Below are 17,959 nucleotides of genomic sequence, written 5' to 3'. Positions count from 1 at the left end.
ACATCGGCGATTGTACGCCTGTCCGCGCGCGCGGTGGAACAGGCCGGGCGGGGCCGCGTACGAAGGCCTTCAGGGGACGGACTTGTCGGCCGGGGCCGCCTTGGTCGGGGCCTTTTTCGTCGTCTTCGTCGTCGTCGTCGCCTTTTTCGTCGTCGTCGTGTTCGTTGCCTTCTTCGCCGCCTTTTTCGCCGCCTTTTTCGGCAGCGCCAGCATCGTGCCTCGGCACGGCGGGGTGCCGCACAGGCAGCGGTAGCCCTCTTTCAGCGCCTTGGTGATGCGGCCGTCCAGCACCAGCCCGTAGTCATACGACAGCTCGGTGCCGCGCGGGATGTCCTGCAAGGCCACGATGTAGACGCGCTTGCCGTGCTTGCCTTCCTGCGCTTCGCAGTTGGGCTGACAGGAATGGTTGATCCAGCGCGCGTCGTTGCCTTCGTCGCCACCGTCGATCACGCGGCCGGAACTGAGCGCGAAGAAGAACGTGTGAAACGGATCGTCCGGGTTGGTCGGGTGGCGCCGGTCGGCTTCCTTGGCGCTGATGCGCGCGCCGCCGTACTCGATGATGCGCGTGCCCGCGGGGATCTTGCGAGCGGCGAAGACGCCGTTGCCATGCAACTTCGAGCGGCGAACGACGTGCCAGGGCTTGATCGGGGTGGCTTCGGTGGTCATGGAGGCGTGGGGCGAGACGGTGGGGGGATGAGACGAAACAGAATTATATCGACGCGCCGGTGACACGGATGACAGGCGTATAGTGAGCGCCGCCTTGTCTTTACTTGATATTCATCATGATCGTCCGTCCGCGGCCTTCCGCGTTGGGTTTGTTCTTTGTGTTGCGGGGTTCCATCATCCCGCGCATTCTCAGCAGGATCATCGTCATCACGCTGTTGTCCTGCGTGGTGGTGTGGATGTACCACCGCCAGTGGTTCTCGCCCGCGCACCTGACGGCGGTGCCGTTTTCGCTGTTCGGGCTGGCGTTGTCGGTGTTCATGGGGTTTCGCAACAACGTCTGCTATGACCGTTGGTGGGAAGCCCGCAAGCAGTGGGGCGACCTGATCGTGCAGGCGCGCAGCCTGGCGCGCGAAAGCGCGGTGCTGCTGGCCGCCAGCACGGCCAACCCCATCCAGGAACGGCTGGTACGGCGCTGCATCGGCTTTGGCTATGGCCTGGCGGCGCGGCTGCGCGGGCAAGACGTGGCCGATGCGGTGCGCCCCTGGGTGCAACAAGACGAGCTGGATACGCTGGCCGGTTGCCGCAACGTGCCCGACGCCCTGCTCATGGCCATTAACCGCGATCTGGCCGGCTGCCTGCGGCGCGGCGAACTCAGCGACATTCTTTACCAGGGCCTGACCCAACGCGTGGCCCAGTGCGCCGCCATCCAGGCCGCCTGCGAACGCATCAAGTTCACGCCCTGTCCGTTTGCGTATTCCTTGCTGCTGCATCGCACGGCATGGCTGTTCTGCCTGCTCCTGCCCTTCGGGCTGGTGGGCACGCTGGAATATCTGACGCCCGTGGCGGTCATCATCATTGCCTATACCTTCTTCGGGCTGGACGCGTTGGGCGACGAGCTTGAAGACCCCTTCGGCCTGGAAGAAAACGACCTGCCTTTGTCGGCGCTGGCCCGCGTGATCGAGATCGACCTGCTGGAAGGCCTGGGCGTGCGCCCGCTACCGGAACCGGCCGTGCCGCAGGACTACGTGCTGCGCTGACGACGCCTCAGCTGACCGGCCCGGTCAGCGGCAGCATCGTCTCTTTCAAGCGGCGCAGCACGAAGCAGGACTTGCTGTGGCGGATGCCAGGGATGCGGTACAGCTGTTCGCGCAGCAGCCGTTCGTAGTCGCGCGTATCGCGCACGGCGATGCGGATGTAATAGTCGTAGTCGCCCGACACCAGAAATGCTTCCAGCACTTCGGGAATGGCCGCCAGCGCGCGGCCGAACTCGTATAAGGTTTCTTCGCTGTGGCTTTCCAGCGTGACGTGGACGATGACCGTGTCCATGAACCCCAGGCTGGCCGGGTCGATGTCCACGGTGTACCCGCGGATGACGCCGGCGCCCTCCATCCGCTTGATGCGATTCCAGCACGGGGTAGACGACAGGCCCACCGCCGCACCGATCTCATTCAAGCTGGCGCGCGCGTTCTCTTGCAGCACCTTCAAAATGGCGAGGTCAAACTTGTCCAGGTTCATTTTCTTTGATTCCTCCAAATCAAAGATGAATTTACTCCGGCAGACCCGTATTCGTGGAAAAGAAGATAAAAATTCTGCGCGCCTACGAATAAGATAGATAGCATGAACGATCGCCTGCACCCCACCGCCGCCGCCGCGCTAGCCGCCACCGAAGCCCCTCTTGCGAACGGGGCCAAGATTCTGCTCGATACGCTGATTGCGAACGGGGTCGATACCGTGTTCGGCTACCCGGGGGGCGCGGTCCTGCCGCTGTACGACGCCCTGTACGCCGAGCCGCGCCTGCGCCACGTGCTGGTGCGCCACGAGCAGGCCGCCGTGCATGCCGCCGAGGGCTATGCCCGCAGCACCGGCCGCACGGGCGTGGTCTTTGTGACCTCCGGCCCCGGCATGGCCAACACCACCTCCGGCCTGCTGGACGCCATGTGCGATTCGATTCCGGTGCTGTGCATCAGCGGCCAGGTCGCTACCGCCGCGATCGGCACCGACGCCTTTCAGGAATGCGACGCCATCGGCATTTCGCGTTCCGTCACCAAATGGAATACTCAGATCCGCGCCGTGGACGACGTGGCCAACGTGGTGGCGCGTGCCTTTGAACTGACCCGCCAGGGCCGGCCCGGCCCGGTGCTGGTGGACTTTCCTAAAGACGTGCAGCTGGCCGTGCCGCGCGATGCGGACGACGACGTGCCCGGCCTGCCGTCGCAGCAAAAGCTGGCCGCGCTGCGAGCGCGCCGGCAGTCGGGCAAGCTGGCGGCCAAGTTGCCGCAGTCGGCCGTGCGCCGCGCCGCCGCGTTGGTCGCACAGGCCAAGCGGCCCATCTTCTACGGCGGTGGCGGCCTGGTGAACGCAGGCCCCGAGGCCTGCGAGGCCTTCACGGATCTGGTGCGCCACACCGGCGCGCCGTGCACCCTGACGCTGATGGGCCTGGGCGCCTTCCCCGCGTCCGACCCGCAGTTTGTCGGCATGCTGGGCATGCATGGCACCGTCGAAGCCAACCTGGCCATGCACAACGCGGATCTGGTGGTGTGCATCGGCGCCCGGTTCGACGATCGCATCACCGGCAAGCTGTCCGAGTTTTGCCCGCACGCGCGCAAGATCCATATCGACATCGACCCTGCTTCCATCAACAAGGTGGTGCGCGTGGACGTGGCGCTGGTGGGCGACTGCCTGCCGCTGGTGCGCGCGCTGCGTGCTGAACTGGGCGACGCACCGCTGGAGCCCGCGCGCCTGGCGCCGTGGTTCAAGCGCATCGAGGCCTGGCGTGCGCAGGACTGCCTGGGCTTCACGCCCGCCGCCGACGCCATCTTGCCGCAGCACCTGATGTCCAGCCTGAACGCCGCGCTGGCCGATCGCGACGCCATCGTGTCCACCGACGTGGGCCAGCACCAGATGTGGGCCGCGCAATACCTGCGTTTCGACAAGCCGAACCGCTGGTTGACCTCTGGCGGCGCCGGCACGATGGGCTATGGCGTGCCCGCCGCCATCGGCGCGCAGGTGGCGCATCCGGACAAGACCGTGGTGTGCGTCAGCGGCGATGCGTCGGTGCTGATGAACATCCAGGAACTGTCCACCGCCATGCAGCACCAGACGCCCGTGAAGGTGGTGCTGTGCAACAACGGCTACATGGGCATGGTGCGCCAATGGCAGGAACTGATCCACGGCGGGCGCTACAGCCACAGCTATAACGCGTCGCTGCCCGACTTCGTGGCGCTGGCGCGCGCGTTCGGCTGGGGCGCGGCGCGCGTGGATGATCCGGCCAAGCTGGACGCCGCGCTGGCCGAATGCCTGGCGCATGAAGGGCCGTACTTTCTTGACGTGGCCGTGACCGCGCAAGAGAACTGCTTTCCGATGATGCCGGCCGGCCATGGCCACCAGAAGATGATGCTGGCCGAAGGCGTCTGGTACCAGGACGAGACGACCTGATCGCCTAGAACTGGATCGACAGGCCGCCGTCCACCACCAGCACGTGTCCGTTCACGTAGGACGCGGCCGGTGACGCCAGGAATACCGCCGCGCCCGCGATTTCTTCCGGCTCGCCCCACCGGCCCGTTGGATTGCGCGCGGCGATCCGCGGGCCGAAGTTCGGGTCCGCCACCATGGCCGCGTTGGTTTCCGTGGCGAACGTGCCCGGCGCGATGGCGTTGCTGGTGATGTGCTGGCCACCAAATTCTGCCGCCAGCGCGCGCACCATGCCCGTCAGCCCCTGCTTGGCGGCGGGATAGACGGCGTCGCCCGCGCGCGCCAATTCCCCCACCACCGACGTGATCGCGATCAGGCGTCCGCCGCCCTGGCGCACCATGCGTTCGGCCGCGAACTTGGCCAGCAGTATGCCGGTCACCAGATCGGTGTCGATCAATTCGCGGATTTCGGCCGGCGTCGTGTCGCGCAACGTCTTGCGGTTGCGTGCGCCCACGTTGTTGACCAGCACGTCCAGCCGGCCATGTTCGTCGTCGATGCGCTGGAAGGCGCGCGCCATGTCGGCGTCGTTGCTGACGTCGAACGGCAAGGCATGCGCATCCAGGCCCGCGTCGGCGAGCTCGGCCACGGCGGCGTCCACCGACGCGCTGTTGCGGCCGTTGATCAACACGCGCGCGCCGCAGCCGGCCAACGCCCGCGCGATGCAAAAGCCCAGCCCGCGCGCGGACCCGGTTATCAGCGCCACCTGGCCCGTCAGGTCGAAGTTACGTAAATAGGGAAGAGTGCTCATCAATGCTGTCCCGAATTTTTCATGGTCATTCCCTGAACTCCGGCGCCCAATGCAGCAGCCGCCGTTCCAGCCAGGTCACACAATAAACCAGCGCGATACCGACGATGGACAGCAGCGTCACGGCCGCGAACATGTCGGTGGCGTTCAAGGTGGCCAGCGCGGTGATCATCAGATAGCCCATGCCCGTGGTCGACCCGACGAATTCGGCCAGCACCACGCCGATCAGCGCAAAGCTGATAGCGTTGGGCAAGGCGGCGAACGTCCAGGCCGCGGCGGTGGGTATGCGCACGCGCCACAGGATCTGGCGCGGCGAGCCGCCCAGCGTGCGGCAGAAGTCCACCAGTTCACGTTCGACGCTGCGGCCGCCTTTGTAGGTGTTGAAGAACACCAGGAAGAACACCACGAACCACGACGTCACCACCTTGGAGGCCAGCCCCAGGCCGAAGAACATGGTGATGAGCGGCACGAAGGCGATGCGCGGCATCGAGTTGAACGCCACGATGAACGGGTTGAAGACATCGGCCAGGAAGCGGCTGCGGCTAAGCGTCATGCCGACGATGAAGCCGCTGCCCACTCCCACCACCAGGCCCACCATCGTGGCTTGCAAGGTCAGCCAAAGATGCGGCCAGACCGAGCGTGGGCCGGGTTGCAGCCATTCCCACAAACGCACCGCCACGCGCGACGGCTGGCTGATGAAGAACGGATCGAACAAGGTGTTCTGCGTGAACCACGGAATGCGCGTCAGCGTTTCCCATGACCCAAGAATGATGGCAAGAATCAGCACCTGCCACAACGTGATGCGCACGCGGCGCTTGATGCCGGCGCGGCGGTCCAGCCGCAGCTGGTCCTGCAAGGAATTTGAGGTTTCAGTCGGAATCATGGGGCGGGAAGAATCAGGCGGCGGCGCGGAACTGCTGGCCCAGCACGCTCCAGAGGCTTTGCACGTGGGCCACGAATTGCGGCGTTTCGCGCAGCGTGAAGACGTCGCGCGGATGCGGGATGCGGATGCGTTCGTCCAGCAGCACGCGGCTGGGTGGGCCGGACAGCACCACCACCCGGTCCGACAGCAGGATGGCTTCGTCCAGGTCGTGCGTGACCATCACGATGGTCTGGCCCAGCTTGCGCCAGATCTCCATCAGCTCGCGATGCAGGTGCGTTTTGGTGTGCGTGTCCAGCGCGCCAAAGGGCTCGTCCAGCAGCAGGATGCGCGGCTCGACGGCCAGGCTCATCAATAGCGCCACGCGCCGCCGCATGCCGCCCGACAGCTGGTGCGGGAAGGCGTCGGCGAAGTCGGTCAGGTGGCCAAGCGCTAGCAGCTCTGCCACGCGCTGCGCGATCTTGTCGGCGGCCACGCCGTGAAACTTCAAGCCCAGCGCCACGTTCTTCCTGACGCTGAACCACGGCAGCAAGGTGTCTTTCTGAAAGATGTAGCCCAGCGCAGGAGGCACCTGCCCGTCAACTTGCCGGCCGTCCACGTGAATGGTGCCGGTGGTGGGCCGCAAGAAACCGGCGATCATGTTCAGCAGCGTGCTTTTGCCGCAACCCGAGGGGCCGACGATCGAGACGAATTCACCCGCTTCGATGCTCAGGCTGACGTCGCCCACCGCATGCGTCGTGCCCTGGCGTGACTGGTACGCCTTGCCGACCTTGTCCAGCGTAATCATCAAAGGCCCCGCGCTTTGCGCACGAAGCTCATGTCCACGCATTTGGCATAGGGCACGGTCTTGATTTCGTCATTGGAAAACTGGCGGCCGTCGCCCATGATGGCCGTCATGCGGTTGTACGCGTCTTCGGTGATGATGTTGTCTTTCAGGAACACCGTGTCTTTGTAGACGCCCAATGTCTTCTCAATGGCGGCGCGCGGGAACGCGCTGAGGTAGTCGTCGTAGATCACGTCGGCAATGCCCGAGGCCGGCGTGGCGGTGATGAAGTCCTGCGCCTTGACCATTGCGCTGACGAAGGCCTGCACCACTTCCGGGCGCTTCTGGATGGTGTCTTGCAGGGTCAGCGCGGCAATGCCGGGCACGTCGCCGCCCATGAATTCGTTCCACGACGCCTCGGTGGTGGCGTCGAAAATGGGCACGCCCCAGCCTTCCTGGCGGGCCTGTTCCATCATGGACATGGTGGCCATGCTGGCGGATACCGAGCCCGTCTTCAACGCGCCCAGCATCGTGGCCAGATCGCCCAGGGGGCGGATGTCGACCTTGTCCGCCACGCCGGCTTTCTGCATCAGGTACAGCGCCATCAGCCAGGTGCTGGACTGCGGTTGTGTGGCGCCGACGCGCTTGCCGGCCAGGTCTTTCAACGATTTGATCTTGCCGCTTTCGAAGTCTTCGCGGCGCACGATGATGTTGGCGTACGTCAGCTTGCGGTCAAAGCCGAACACCAGCGTGGCGGCCTTGCCGGCAATGGTCAGCGCGGGCGCGGCGGTGGCGGCGGTGGCGCCGAACACGATCTGGCCGGCCGCCAGCAATTGGTTGGTGCGCGGGCCGCTTTGCGAATTCAGGTATTCAACGTCCAGGCCGCCTTCGGTGAAGTAGCCCTTCTTCAGCGCCACGTAGCCGGCCGCGAAAAAGGGGTCGATGCTGCCCTGCCCGTAGACGACGCGGCCCAGCTTGGGCTGGGCAAACGCGACGCGCCCGTCAAGCAGGGCCACACCGGCCAAGGCGCCGGCGGAGGTCAGGATGCGGCGGCGCGTGGTGAAGCGGGGGCTGTGGATCATGTCGTCCTCGGATTGATTTTTGGGTGGCGCTGTTTGGCGTAAACAATACCCCAGCGTGTGCGGCCCAACAATGGAAAACGCCCGGGTTGTCCGGGCGTGGGTCGGCAAGGGGTGACCGGGTTGGGGACCGGGCGTGATCGGGGCGGATGGTTCCGCCCTTTTCGTCGCGCCGGATTCCCGCTACGAAGCGGTTTTCTTCGGCGCGGCCTTTTTGACTGCCTTTTTGGCGGCGGTCTTGGTGGCCGTCTTAGTGGCTGTCTTGGTTGCCGCTTTCTTCACCGCCGCCTTCTTGGCGGGCGCTTTTTTCGCTGCGGTCTTCGTCGCCGTCTTCGTTGCCGTTTTCGAGGCGGTCTTGGACGGCGCGCGGCCCGGCTTTTCAGGACGCGGCTCGAATTCGAAGCCGATCTTGCCGTCGGGCTGGCGCACCAGGAAAGCCTTGAACTTGCGGTTCGTGCGGCTGGACACAAAGCCGTCCAGCAGGTCGGTGCGGCCGGTGTTCAGCAGCTTGCCCATCTGTTCGGCCGAGATCTCCTGTTGCAGGATGACCTTGCCCGAGCGGAAGTCGCAGGTCTTTTCAGGCCCGACCGACTTCTCGCACACGTAGCTCATGCCGTGCTCGAACACGCGCGACTGGCACTTGGGGCAGGGGCCGACCGGCGTGTGGCCCGAGAAGTCCACCGCCTCGGTATCGTCTTCGTCGTTCTGACCGAAGTCGAACTCCAGCTTGTACTCGTCGCTGATGCGCAGGATGGCTGCAAACGGACGGCCCATCTTGCTGATGAAGCCTTGCAGCGGACCGATCTCGCGCTTGGCCAGCAGCTCTTCGACTTCCGGCAGTTCGAACGTGCGGCCGCCCGGGTGCTTGCCGATCGAGAAATCGCAGGCGGTGCAGGCGAAGCGGCGATAGTTTTCCTTGACCACCGCGCCGCACTTGGGGCACGGCGTTTGCAAGGTGGCGTAGTCGCCCGGCACCGTGTCGCGCTCGTATTCCTTGGCGCGCTTGACGATCACCTGGGTCATCTGCGCAATCTCGCGCATGAAGGCCTCACGGCCCAGGCCGCCCTGCTCGATCTGCTTGAGCTTGTGTTCCCATTCGCCGGTCAGTTCTGGCGAGGTCAGTTCGGTCACGTCCAGGCCCGACAACAGCGTCATCAGCTGGCGCGCCTTGGCGGTGGGCACCAGGTCGCGGCCTTCACGGCGCAAATACACCTCGTTGAGCAGGCCTTCGATGATGGCAGCCCGCGTGGCCGGCGTACCCAGCCCGCGTTCGGACATGGCTTCGCGCAGCTCTTCGTCGTCCACCAGCTTGCCGGCGCCTTCCATGGCTGACAGCAAGGTGCCTTCGTTGAAGCGGGCGGGCGGCTTGGTCGACAGGCCGACGGCTTCGACGTCTTCCGTGCGCACCGTTTCGCCGTCGGCAACCGGCACCAGGTTGGCGTCTTCGCCTTGGGCTTCCTTGCCGTACACGGCCAGCCAGCCCGGCGTGACCAGCACCTTGCCGTCGGTGCGGAAGCGATGCCCCTGCACTTCGGTCAGGCGGGTGGTGACGCGGTATTCGGCGGCCGGGAAGAACACGGCCAGAAAGCGCTTGAGCACCAGGTCGTACAGCTTGGCCTCGGCCTCGCTGAGGTCATGCGGGATTTGCAGCGTGGGAATGATGGCAAAGTGATCCGACACCTTCTTGTTGTCGAAGATGCGGCGGTTTGGCTTCACCCACTGCTGGCTGACGACGGTGTCCGCGTGGCGGGCCAGGCCGCCCACGGCGTTCGAGCCGCCCTTGGCCAGCGCGCGCATGGTTTCCTGCACCGTGGTGATGTAGTCCTCGGGCAGATAGCGGGAATCGGTACGCGGATAGGTCAGCGCCTTGTGGCGTTCGTACAGGGTCTGCGCCAGGGCCAGCGTGGTCTTGGCCGAAAAGCCGAAACGGCCGTTGGCCTCGCGCTGCAACGACGTCAGGTCGTACAGGGCCGGCGACATCTGGGTCGACGGCTTGGATTCTTCAGTGACGTTGCCCGGCTGGTCGCGGCAGGCTGCCACCACGCTCTGGGCGGCGGCGGCGGACCACAGGCGCGATTCGCGCTTTTCCGGGTCGCGGTCGTCTTTCTTGAATTGCGGGTCGATCCAGCGGCCTTCGTACAGGCCGGCGGCGGCGATGAAGGTGGCGCGCACTTCCCAGTAGTCGCGCGGCACGAAGCGGCGGATGCGCTCTTCGCGCTCGGCCACGATGGCCAGTGTGGGCGTCTGCACCCGGCCGACCGGCGTCTTGAAGAAGCCGCCGTCCTTGCTGTTGAAGGCGGTCATGGCGCGCGTGCCGTTGATGCCTACCAGCCAGTCGGCTTCAGCGCGCGAGCGGGCGGCCGCTTCCAGCGGCTTGAGCTGCACGTCGTCGCGCAGGTTGGCAAAGGCTTCGCGGATGGCGGCCTGCGTCATCGATTGCAGCCAGAGGCGCTGAATCGGCTTTTTCACGCCCGCATACTGAATGATGTAGCGGAAGATCAGTTCGCCCTCGCGTCCCGCGTCACAGGCGTTGATGATCGAATCCACGTCCTTGCGCTTGGCCAGGCGAACCAGCAGCTTCAGGCGCTCCGCCGACTTCTTGTCGGTGGGGCCCAGTTCGAATTCCGGCGGAATCACGGGCAGGTGCGCGAAGCTCCACTTTCCCTTGACCGGATCATTGGGCGCGACCAAGCTCAGCAAATGGCCGATGCTGGACGCGAGTACGTAACGTTCGCTTTCAAAATAGTCGCCCTCGCGCGCAAAGCCTCCCAAGGCGCGTGATATATCAAGGGCCACCGAGGGCTTCTCGGCAATAATCAGCGTTTTATTCATGTGTATCCAGTGGCGGTAGTCCCGCCTTAGTAGCGCGGATAATAAGATCGGAGATTCGCCAGATGCAAGTCGGCACTGAAAGGCAAGCGGGATCCGAACTGCACGCTTGGCGTCAATTCTTGGCGCGAAGCACCTTGTGGCTAGGCGTTTTGCTGCTGGGCAGCGCTGCGATTTGCTGGGTTGCCGCCAACTGGCAAGACATGACAAAAGTGCAACGCTTTGCCGGCACGCAGGGTTTGCTGGCGATCTCGGCATTGGCTGCGGCCTGGGCCGGTTTGCGCCTGCGGGCCTCGCCTGGCGTGCGGCGCAGCATCCCCGGCGCGCTTCTGGCTTTGGCCGGCATCTTGCTGGGCGCCTTGCTCGCGTTATTGGGTCAAACTTACCAGACTGGCGCCGATACCTGGGAATTGTTCGCCTGGTGGGCGGTTCTGCTGCTGCCCTGGGCGCTGGCCTCGGCCAGCCAGGCGGTGTGGCTGTTGTGGGCGCTGGTGCTGAATGTGGCGGCCGCATTGTGGTTGGGCGAACGCGTCTTCACCTGGTATGCCATCTATGACGGCTCGGGCCTGCCCAACCTCATCATGGCGGCGCTGAACCTGACGCTGCTGTTGGGCTGGGAACTGGCGGCGCGACGCTGGCGGGCCAGCACGCTGATCGGGCCGCGCGTCCTGGCCGCCATCGCCATCAGCGCCCTGGTGCTGTCCTTGATGTTCGGGGACTTCATCCTGCGCGGCGTCGGGTCCCTTAACGGCGTTGCCTGGTTGGCCGCGACGTTGGGGCTGGGCCTTTACTATCAGCGCGGTCGGCGCGACCTGGTCATTCTGGCGATGCTGGCGGCGGGCGTCATCTGCGTGTCGCTGCGTGTAGTGGGCGAATGGTTGCTGCGCCTGGAGCCCGGCGTGTGGGCCGCGCTGCCCCTGGCCGCCCTGCTCATGGCCGAGGCCGTGCTGGCCGCGCGCTGGCTGCGCAAGCTGGCGGCCGAACCCGGGGCCGCCGTGGTGGCCGCCGATGCCGAACCGGCCGCCGCATCGGCCGGCAACGCGGTCGAATCCGGCGATGCCGGCACCCCTGTCGTGCAGCTGGCCCCTGCCGCCAAGCCACATGCCGAACCGCCTTGGTACGTGCAATGCCTGCTGGGCCTGAGCGCCTGGCTGGCTACCCTGCTGCTGCTGGTGTTCGTGGCGTTCTCGGGCATCGTGACGTCGGAAGAAGGCGCGCTGGTGGCCGGGCTGGTGCTGTGCGGCGCTGGCGTGGCGGTGCTGCGCAGCGACGCCGGACCGTTCTGGCGCCAATGCGGCACCGCGATGGCCTTCACGGGCCAGATCCTCATCATCTACGGGCTGTCCAGTTCCACGTCGTTCACCAGCGCCTGCTTCTTTGTATTGCTGCTGGCGGCGGTGGTCTACGCGCTGGGCCCGGATGTGATCCTGCGCTTTTTGTCGGGCCTGTTGATCGCGGCGGCGGGCGCTGCCCTGATCTGGCGCGGGCTGTCGCCCGAGTTGATGCGCGACGACCTGCTGGACGCCTGGCTGTACTTCGACGCGGGCCGCGCCGGCTTCGTCTGGCTGCCGATTGCCGTGATCGGCGCCTGGGCCACGGCCGTCATCCTGACCTGGAGCCATCGCGTGGGCGGCAAGCGCGGCCACGCGATGGAGCCGCTGGCCTGGGCCTTCCTGCTGTCCGTGCAAGGCATGGTCTGGCTGGCGGGCGGCATCTCGGCCCTGCACCTGCCGGCCATGTGGAAGCTGAACCCCCAGGGCGCGTTCCTGGTGGTGGCCGGTGCGCTGTTGCCGGCCGCCGCCGCGCTGGCGGTGCTATGGCCGCGCCGCCACGTGCTGACGGGCGGCGTGACCTGGGGCGTGCCCATCGCCTTGCTGGCCCTGGCGCTTTTCTGGCTGCCCAGCCCGGGCGTGGGCTTTGCGCTGGCCTGGCTGTTGCTGGGCTTTGGGCTGAACCAGCTGCGGTTGGTCATCTTTGGCGTGTTGAGCCTGCTGGCTTATCTGGGCGTCTATTACTACCAGTTGGATGTGCCGCTGCTGCAAAAGGCGCTGTGGCTGGGCGGTGGCGCCGCGCTGCTGTTCGTGCTGCGCGGCCTGGTCTGGCTGGTGCCGCGCTTGATGCGTACGCAGGCGCCCGACCGGCGCGCGCCGCTGCCGCCGGTGTCAGGTCCGCTGCGCTGGCGCACGCTGGCCATTCTGGGCGGTCTGGCGCTGGTGCTGGTGGTGGCCAATGGCGGCATCTGGCAGCGCGAAAAGCTGCTGGCTACCGGCAAGGTCGTGATTCTGGAACTGGCGCCGGTCGATCCCCGGTCGCTGATGCAGGGCGACTACATGGCGCTGAATTTCGCCGCCAGCCGCGACATCACCCGGCTGCGCTTGGGTGGCGATCGCCTGGCGGACGAGGACTCCCTGATGGGGTTTGAGCCCGACGGATACGTGATGCTGCAAGCCGATGCGCGCGGCGTGGCCACGCCGCTACGCATCCAGCCGAACGCGCAGCCGCATGCGCCGGGCGAAGTGCCGTTGCGATACCGGGTGCGCGATCGCGGCGTGCGTATCGTCACCAACGCCTGGTTCTTCCAGGAGGGCGAGGCCAAGCGCTTTGAAGTGGCGCGATATGGCGAACTGCGCGTGGCGGAAAACGGCGAAGCCTTGTTGGTGCGGATGCTGGGCGAAGACCTGCAACCGCTGTAGCAGCGCGCTATTTTTGAAGGGATGGCAGCGGAAAGCGCCGCGCCCAGTGCGCGGTGGCCGCCGACAGGAATGCTTCCGGTTCCGCCGCCGAGATGGGCGCGAAACCCAAACCACGCCATGCTTCTTGCAGCGCGTTAAGGGGAGCGCCGATGTCGATGGGAGGCGCGCCGTTCTGCTTGGACAACTTCAAGCCGCTGGCCGCGTCCAGCATCAACGGCACGTGCAGGTAGCGCAGCGGTGGCAAGCCCAGCAGGCGGCCCAGCACGCGCTGGCGCGCGGTGGAACTGAGCAGATCCGCGCCACGCACCACATCGGTCACGCCCTGCTCCCCGTCGTCCACTACCACTGCCAATTGATACGCCCACAAGCCATCGGCGCGCCGCAAGGCAAAGTCGCCCACGGCGGCGGCCACGTCCTGCTCTTGCGGACCCAGCCAGCGGTCTTCGAAATGTTCAACGCCGTCAGGCACGCGCAAGCGCCACGCGCGCGCCTGCCGGCCGGGCGGCAAGCCGTGACGGCAGGTGCCTGGATACGGACGTTCACCGTCGGCGCCAGGCGCGGTCTGGCCGCGCAAGGCGGAATCGGCGATTTCACGGCGCGTGCAGCCGCAGCCGTAGATCAGGCCACGGGCGGCAAGCGAGTCAAACGCGGATTGATAGGCGGCGTTGCGCTGGGACTGCCACAGGACGTCGCCGTCCCAGTGCAAACCCAATGCGCGCAGTTGCGCCATGATGGTGTCGGCGGCCCCTGCGACGGTGCGGGGGGTGTCCACGTCTTCCATGCGCAGCAGCCAGCGCCCGCCGTGGGCGCGCGCGTCCAGCCAACTGGCCAGCGCGGCCACCAGCGAACCCGCGTGGAGCGGGCCGCTAGGGCTGGGGGCGAATCGGCCTACGTACGGCATGGCAACCGCTTACAGCAACCGCAAAAAACCTGCGCGCCGCTTCAATGCAACAACCGCACGCCCTCTTCGTCCAGCAGCTCTTCCAGGACCAGGTTGTCGATCTCGGCTTCCTGGCTCCAGAGAACCATGAGGGCGATGATCTTGATCTTGGATAGCGGCACGGGCGTTTCGGGCGAAGCGAGGCCTCGGTCGATGACGATCTCACGCAGGGGCGCCGGCAGCACGCCGGCCGATTCCAGGAAGGCGATGAAGCCGATGGATTCGGAGCCGAGCTGGCTGTATTCGTTGTCGGTGTAGATCCGGGTTCCGGTGTTGGGCGCCTGAGCGAGGTCGACACATCGTTCGGTGGTCTCGGCAAGGCCATACAGCCAACCGAGCGCGTCGTCGATGTCTTCGTGCTCGAAACCGGCGGCGGCTAGCCGCTTTGCGAGCACATCGGCCGCAGGACAGGCTTGCGGCGTGTAGTAATTCTCGAACAGATAAACCAGGATATCGAACATATGGCGCAGTGTTGTGCCTGTTTGCACAGTCGGCCCGCATATCGGCAGACCAGCAAACATGAATTTTACTTTACGCTGATTTATTTAGCCGGGCAACCGGCGAAAAGGCGGAATGTTGTATGGCGTCACCCTGTCGTGGACGGCCCCCATTCTGCCCTTATTTGCTGCCGAAATGCGCGATAGCGCAAAAGAAAACAGGGGCGGACAATCGGGTCCGCCCCTGTTTTTATCCCTTGCCGGACCGCGCCGGCAGAGCGGTTCTCAGGCTGCCTTGGCCGCATTCTCCAGCTTCAGTCCGGCAAACTGGCGGATGAACACCGGGATGCAGATGGCCAGCCCGATCACGCCGCTGGTCACCCCCGGCACGATCGTCAGCAACGCGCCCAGCGTGCACAGCCACCGTTCCCAGCTCTTCATGCCGACCAGCATGTAGCGCGAGAACGCCGCCGACAGCAGCACCAGGCCCACCATGCAGCCGATCAGCGTCACGAAGAAGTCGTACCAGGTGAAGCCCTGCACCGAAATCAGCAGCGACGGCGAAAACACGAACACGAACGGCACGATCAGCTTGGTGATGCCCAGCCTGAATGCCGTGTTGCCCGTTTGGAACGGGTCACTGCCCGCCATCCCGGCCGCCGCGTAGGCCGCTAGCGCCACGGGCGGCGTGATGTCTGCCAGGATGCCGAAATAGAACACGAAGAAGTGCGCCGCAATCGGCTGCACGCCCAGCTGCACCAGCGTGGGCGCGGCCACCGCCACCATGATCAGGTAATTGGCAGTGGTGGGAATGCCGCAACCCATCAGGATGCAGACAATGCCCGTCATGATCAGCGCGGCCACCAGCGTCAGCGACTGCGTATTCGCGATGGCCTCCGGAATCACCGCCGAGGCCACGCCGGCGATGGACTGCGCCGCCGAGATCACGATGTACGACACCTTGAAACCCACGCCCGTCAGCGTCACCACACCGATCACGATACCTACCGTGCCGGCAGCGGCCCCCACGGCCAGCGCGTACTTGGCGCCGGTCTCGAAGGCTTCGTACAGATCACGCCAACGCAAGCGCTGGTACGGATTGAGCAGCCCCACCAGGACGCAGCCGGTGATGCCCGCGAATGCCGCCAGATACGGCGTGCGGCCGCTGGCCAGCACGCCGATCAGCAGGAACAGCGGGATCAAGGTCGGCCAGCGCATCTTGAACGACTGCTTCAGCTTGGGCATTTCCTCGGCCGTCAGGCCGCGCAGCCCTTCGCGCTTGGCCTCGAAGTGCACCTGCATGAACAGGCCGAAGAAGTACAGGAAGGCCGGAAAGATACCGGCGATGGCGATCTGCTGGTACGGGATGCCCAAGAATTCGATCATCAGGAACGCCGCCGCGCCCATGATGGGTGGCGTGATCTGCCCGCCGGTGCTGCTGGCGGCTTCGACCCCGGCCGCGAAGTGGCGCGGATAGCCCACGCGGATCATCGCGGGAATGGTCAGCGACCCCACCGTGACCGCGTTGGCCACCGATGAACCGGACAACATGCCGAACATGGCCGAGCCAAACACCGACACCTTGGCCGGGCCGCCGGCATAGCGGCCGGCAACTTTCGAGGCCACGTCCAGGAACAACTGGCCAAGCCCGATGCGGGTGGCCAGCACGCCGAACAGCACGAAGTGAAATACGTAGGTCGCCACCACGCCCACCGCCACGCCGTACACGCCCTGGCTGGTCAAATACATGTGGTTGACGATCTGGGACCAGCTGTTGCCCGCATGTTGCAGCAGGCCCGGGAAGTACGGGCCGAACATGGCGTAGGCCATGAACACCAGGGCGATGATCGGCAGCGGCCAGCCCATGGCGCGGCGCGTGGCTTCCAGCAGGCCGATCAGCAGGATGGACCCCATGAACACGTCGATGGGCAACGGATTGCCCACGCGGAACGCCAGGTCTTCGAAGATGTACGGGATGTACATCACCGACAGCGCCAGCGCCACGGCGATGACCCAGTCATACAGCGGGATGCCGCCCGGCGCGTACCAGGTGGATTTCGGCTCGCGCTGATAGTGCGATTTCGAAAAACCGAACACCAGGAAAATCAGGCTGAGCACAAACGCCAGGTGCACGCCCCGATGCGTGGCTTCGCGCAGCAGGCCAAAGCCCGCGGTGTAGTAATGAAAGATCGAGAGCGTGACCAGCAGGCCCGAGACGATCCAGGTGGCGGTCTTGTCCAGCGGCCGGAAGCGGATTTCGGAATCGTATTTTTCCGCCAGCTGCTGGGTCTTTTCGTGGTCTATTTCCATCGACGTATTTCTCAGGTGAATCCGCAAACAGGGCCGCACGAGGCGGCCCTGCGCAATGCCGGCGCAGCACCGGGGGTACCCGGCGCGCCGGTGTATCGCCGTCGCGAGTACGGCTTGGGCTTACTTCAGCAGACCGATTTCCTTGTAGAACTTCTCGGCGCCCGGGTGGAACGGAATGCCGGCGCCCTTGATGGCGTTGTCGCGCGTGATCAGCTTGCCCTTGGCGTGGCCGTTGTCCAGCGTCTTGCGCGTGGCGTCGCTGTACAGCGCCTTGGTGACGTCATACACGACCTGTTCCGGCAGCTTGGCCGACGTGACCATTTGCGCGTTGACCGAGATGGTCTTGACCTCGCCCACGTTCTGGTAGGTGTTGGCGGCGATGGTGTCGGGCGTGAAGAACTCCTGCTTGGCGCGCAGCGCGTCGATTTCCGGGCCGACCAGCGGCACGATTTCGATGCCCCCGCCGCTGGAGGCCAGTTCGGCGATGGCGCCGGCCGGCGCGCCGCCCACGAAGAAGAACGCGTCCAGCCCGCCGTCCTTGAGCTTGTCGCCCGCCTGGTTCGGCTTCAGGTATTCGGCTTTGATGTCCTTGTCGGTCATGCCGTAGGCGCCCAGGATCAGGCGCACGTCAACCAGCGTGCCCGAGCCCGGTTCGTCCATCGAGACGCGCTTGCCCTTCAGGTCGGCCACGCTTTTGATGCCCGCGCCCTTGCGCGTCACCAGGTGGATGCTTTCGGGATACAGCGTGGCGATCAGGCGCAGGTCTTGCGCCTTGGGCTTGCCTTCGAACGTGCCCGTGCCGCTATAGGCCCAGTACGCCACGTCCGACTGCGTGAAGCCGGCTTCGAACGAGCCGCCCAGAATGCCGTTGATGTTGGCCACCGACCCGTTGGACGCCACGGCCGTGGCCACCAGCTTGCCCGGCTGCGACACGGCGTTGGCGATGATGCCGCCGATCGGGTAGTACGTGCCGGCCGTGCCGCCCGTGCCGATGCGGAAGAACTGCTGGGCCTGTGCGGAACCCACGGTGCCGACGGCGGCAACCGCGACGGTCAGGGCGGTGATCCAGTGTTTGAGTTTCATGCGAGCTTCTCCGGTGTTGTCAGGTAGGGTTCGTGTGACGGAAATCGTCTTGTCATTCCTGTG

At 65.5% G+C, this 17,959-nt stretch carries 14 protein-coding genes; 3 read left to right on the top strand and 11 right to left on the bottom strand.

What is annotated here, in order from left to right:
• Positions 1-69: 69 nt before the first annotated feature.
• On the bottom strand, positions 70-666 hold the full coding sequence (locus V6F88_RS09865; protein ID WP_332609199.1) for an SET domain-containing protein: 597 nt from the start codon (positions 664-666) through the stop codon (positions 70-72).
• Positions 667-782: 116 nt separating this feature from the next.
• On the opposite strand from V6F88_RS09865, the gene V6F88_RS09860 reads away from it, so the two are divergent.
• Positions 783-1,703, top strand: a complete 921-nt coding sequence (locus tag V6F88_RS09860) for a bestrophin family protein (RefSeq protein ID WP_332609198.1) — start codon at positions 783-785, stop codon at positions 1,701-1,703.
• Positions 1,704-1,710: 7 nt separating this feature from the next.
• Here the strand turns inward: V6F88_RS09860 and V6F88_RS09855 are convergent, their stop codons facing one another.
• A complete protein-coding gene (locus V6F88_RS09855; RefSeq protein WP_332609197.1) occupies positions 1,711-2,181 on the bottom strand; it encodes an Lrp/AsnC family transcriptional regulator in 471 nt (156 codons plus the stop codon).
• Positions 2,182-2,274: 93 nt separating this feature from the next.
• Here V6F88_RS09855 and ilvB point away from each other — a divergent pair, with 93 nt between their 5' ends.
• On the top strand, positions 2,275-4,101 hold the full coding sequence (gene ilvB / locus V6F88_RS09850) for a biosynthetic-type acetolactate synthase large subunit (protein ID WP_332610233.1): 1,827 nt from the start codon (positions 2,275-2,277) through the stop codon (positions 4,099-4,101).
• A 4-nt stretch (positions 4,102-4,105) separates the two neighbouring features.
• Here the strand turns inward: ilvB and V6F88_RS09845 are convergent, their stop codons facing one another.
• The 5 genes from V6F88_RS09845 to V6F88_RS09825 form a co-directional block, all read right to left on the bottom strand.
• Entirely contained in the window at positions 4,106-4,885 is a 780-nt protein-coding gene (locus V6F88_RS09845; RefSeq protein WP_332609196.1) for an SDR family oxidoreductase, read from the bottom strand.
• A 25-nt stretch (positions 4,886-4,910) separates the two neighbouring features.
• Positions 4,911-5,765, bottom strand: a complete 855-nt coding sequence (locus tag V6F88_RS09840; protein ID WP_332609195.1) for an ABC transporter permease — start codon at positions 5,763-5,765, stop codon at positions 4,911-4,913.
• A 13-nt stretch (positions 5,766-5,778) separates the two neighbouring features.
• Entirely contained in the window at positions 5,779-6,549 is a 771-nt protein-coding gene (locus tag V6F88_RS09835; RefSeq protein ID WP_332609194.1) for an ABC transporter ATP-binding protein, read from the bottom strand.
• Positions 6,549-7,607 (bottom strand): ABC transporter substrate-binding protein, encoded by a 1,059-nt coding sequence (locus tag V6F88_RS09830; RefSeq protein WP_332609192.1) that lies wholly within the window; start codon positions 7,605-7,607, stop codon positions 6,549-6,551. The genes V6F88_RS09835 and V6F88_RS09830 overlap by 1 nt, the downstream gene beginning before the upstream one ends.
• Positions 7,608-7,787: 180 nt before the next feature.
• Positions 7,788-10,436 carry a DNA topoisomerase III gene (locus tag V6F88_RS09825; protein ID WP_332609191.1) on the bottom strand — a complete coding sequence of 883 codons (2,649 nt, stop codon included), beginning with the start codon at positions 10,434-10,436 and terminating at the stop codon, positions 7,788-7,790.
• Between the two features lie 62 nt (positions 10,437-10,498).
• On the opposite strand from V6F88_RS09825, the gene V6F88_RS09820 reads away from it, so the two are divergent.
• On the top strand, positions 10,499-13,126 hold the full coding sequence (locus tag V6F88_RS09820; protein WP_332609190.1) for a GDYXXLXY domain-containing protein: 2,628 nt from the start codon (positions 10,499-10,501) through the stop codon (positions 13,124-13,126).
• 7 nt (positions 13,127-13,133) lie between these two features.
• Here the strand turns inward: V6F88_RS09820 and gluQRS are convergent, their stop codons facing one another.
• The 4 genes from gluQRS to V6F88_RS09800 all read right to left on the bottom strand — a co-directional run bounded on the left by gluQRS (position 13,134) and on the right by V6F88_RS09800 (position 17,896).
• A complete protein-coding gene (gene gluQRS, locus V6F88_RS09815; protein ID WP_332609188.1) occupies positions 13,134-14,027 on the bottom strand; it encodes a tRNA glutamyl-Q(34) synthetase GluQRS in 894 nt (297 codons plus the stop codon).
• 41 nt (positions 14,028-14,068) lie between these two features.
• On the bottom strand, positions 14,069-14,527 hold the full coding sequence (locus V6F88_RS09810) for a DUF494 family protein (protein WP_006216709.1): 459 nt from the start codon (positions 14,525-14,527) through the stop codon (positions 14,069-14,071).
• Positions 14,528-14,788: 261 nt separating this feature from the next.
• Positions 14,789-16,813 carry a TRAP transporter permease gene (locus V6F88_RS09805; protein ID WP_332609187.1) on the bottom strand — a complete coding sequence of 675 codons (2,025 nt, stop codon included), beginning with the start codon at positions 16,811-16,813 and terminating at the stop codon, positions 14,789-14,791.
• A gap of 120 nt (positions 16,814-16,933) precedes the next feature.
• Positions 16,934-17,896 (bottom strand): TAXI family TRAP transporter solute-binding subunit, encoded by a 963-nt coding sequence (locus tag V6F88_RS09800; RefSeq protein WP_332609186.1) that lies wholly within the window; start codon positions 17,894-17,896, stop codon positions 16,934-16,936.
• Positions 17,897-17,959: the final 63 nt, after the last annotated feature.

It is taken from the genome of Achromobacter sp. ESBL13 (assembly GCF_036668755.1).
GTDB lineage: Bacteria > Pseudomonadota > Gammaproteobacteria > Burkholderiales > Burkholderiaceae_B > Achromobacter.
The sequence above is the reverse complement of the archived record's forward strand: the minus strand, read 5'-3'. Positions and strand labels throughout refer to the sequence as shown.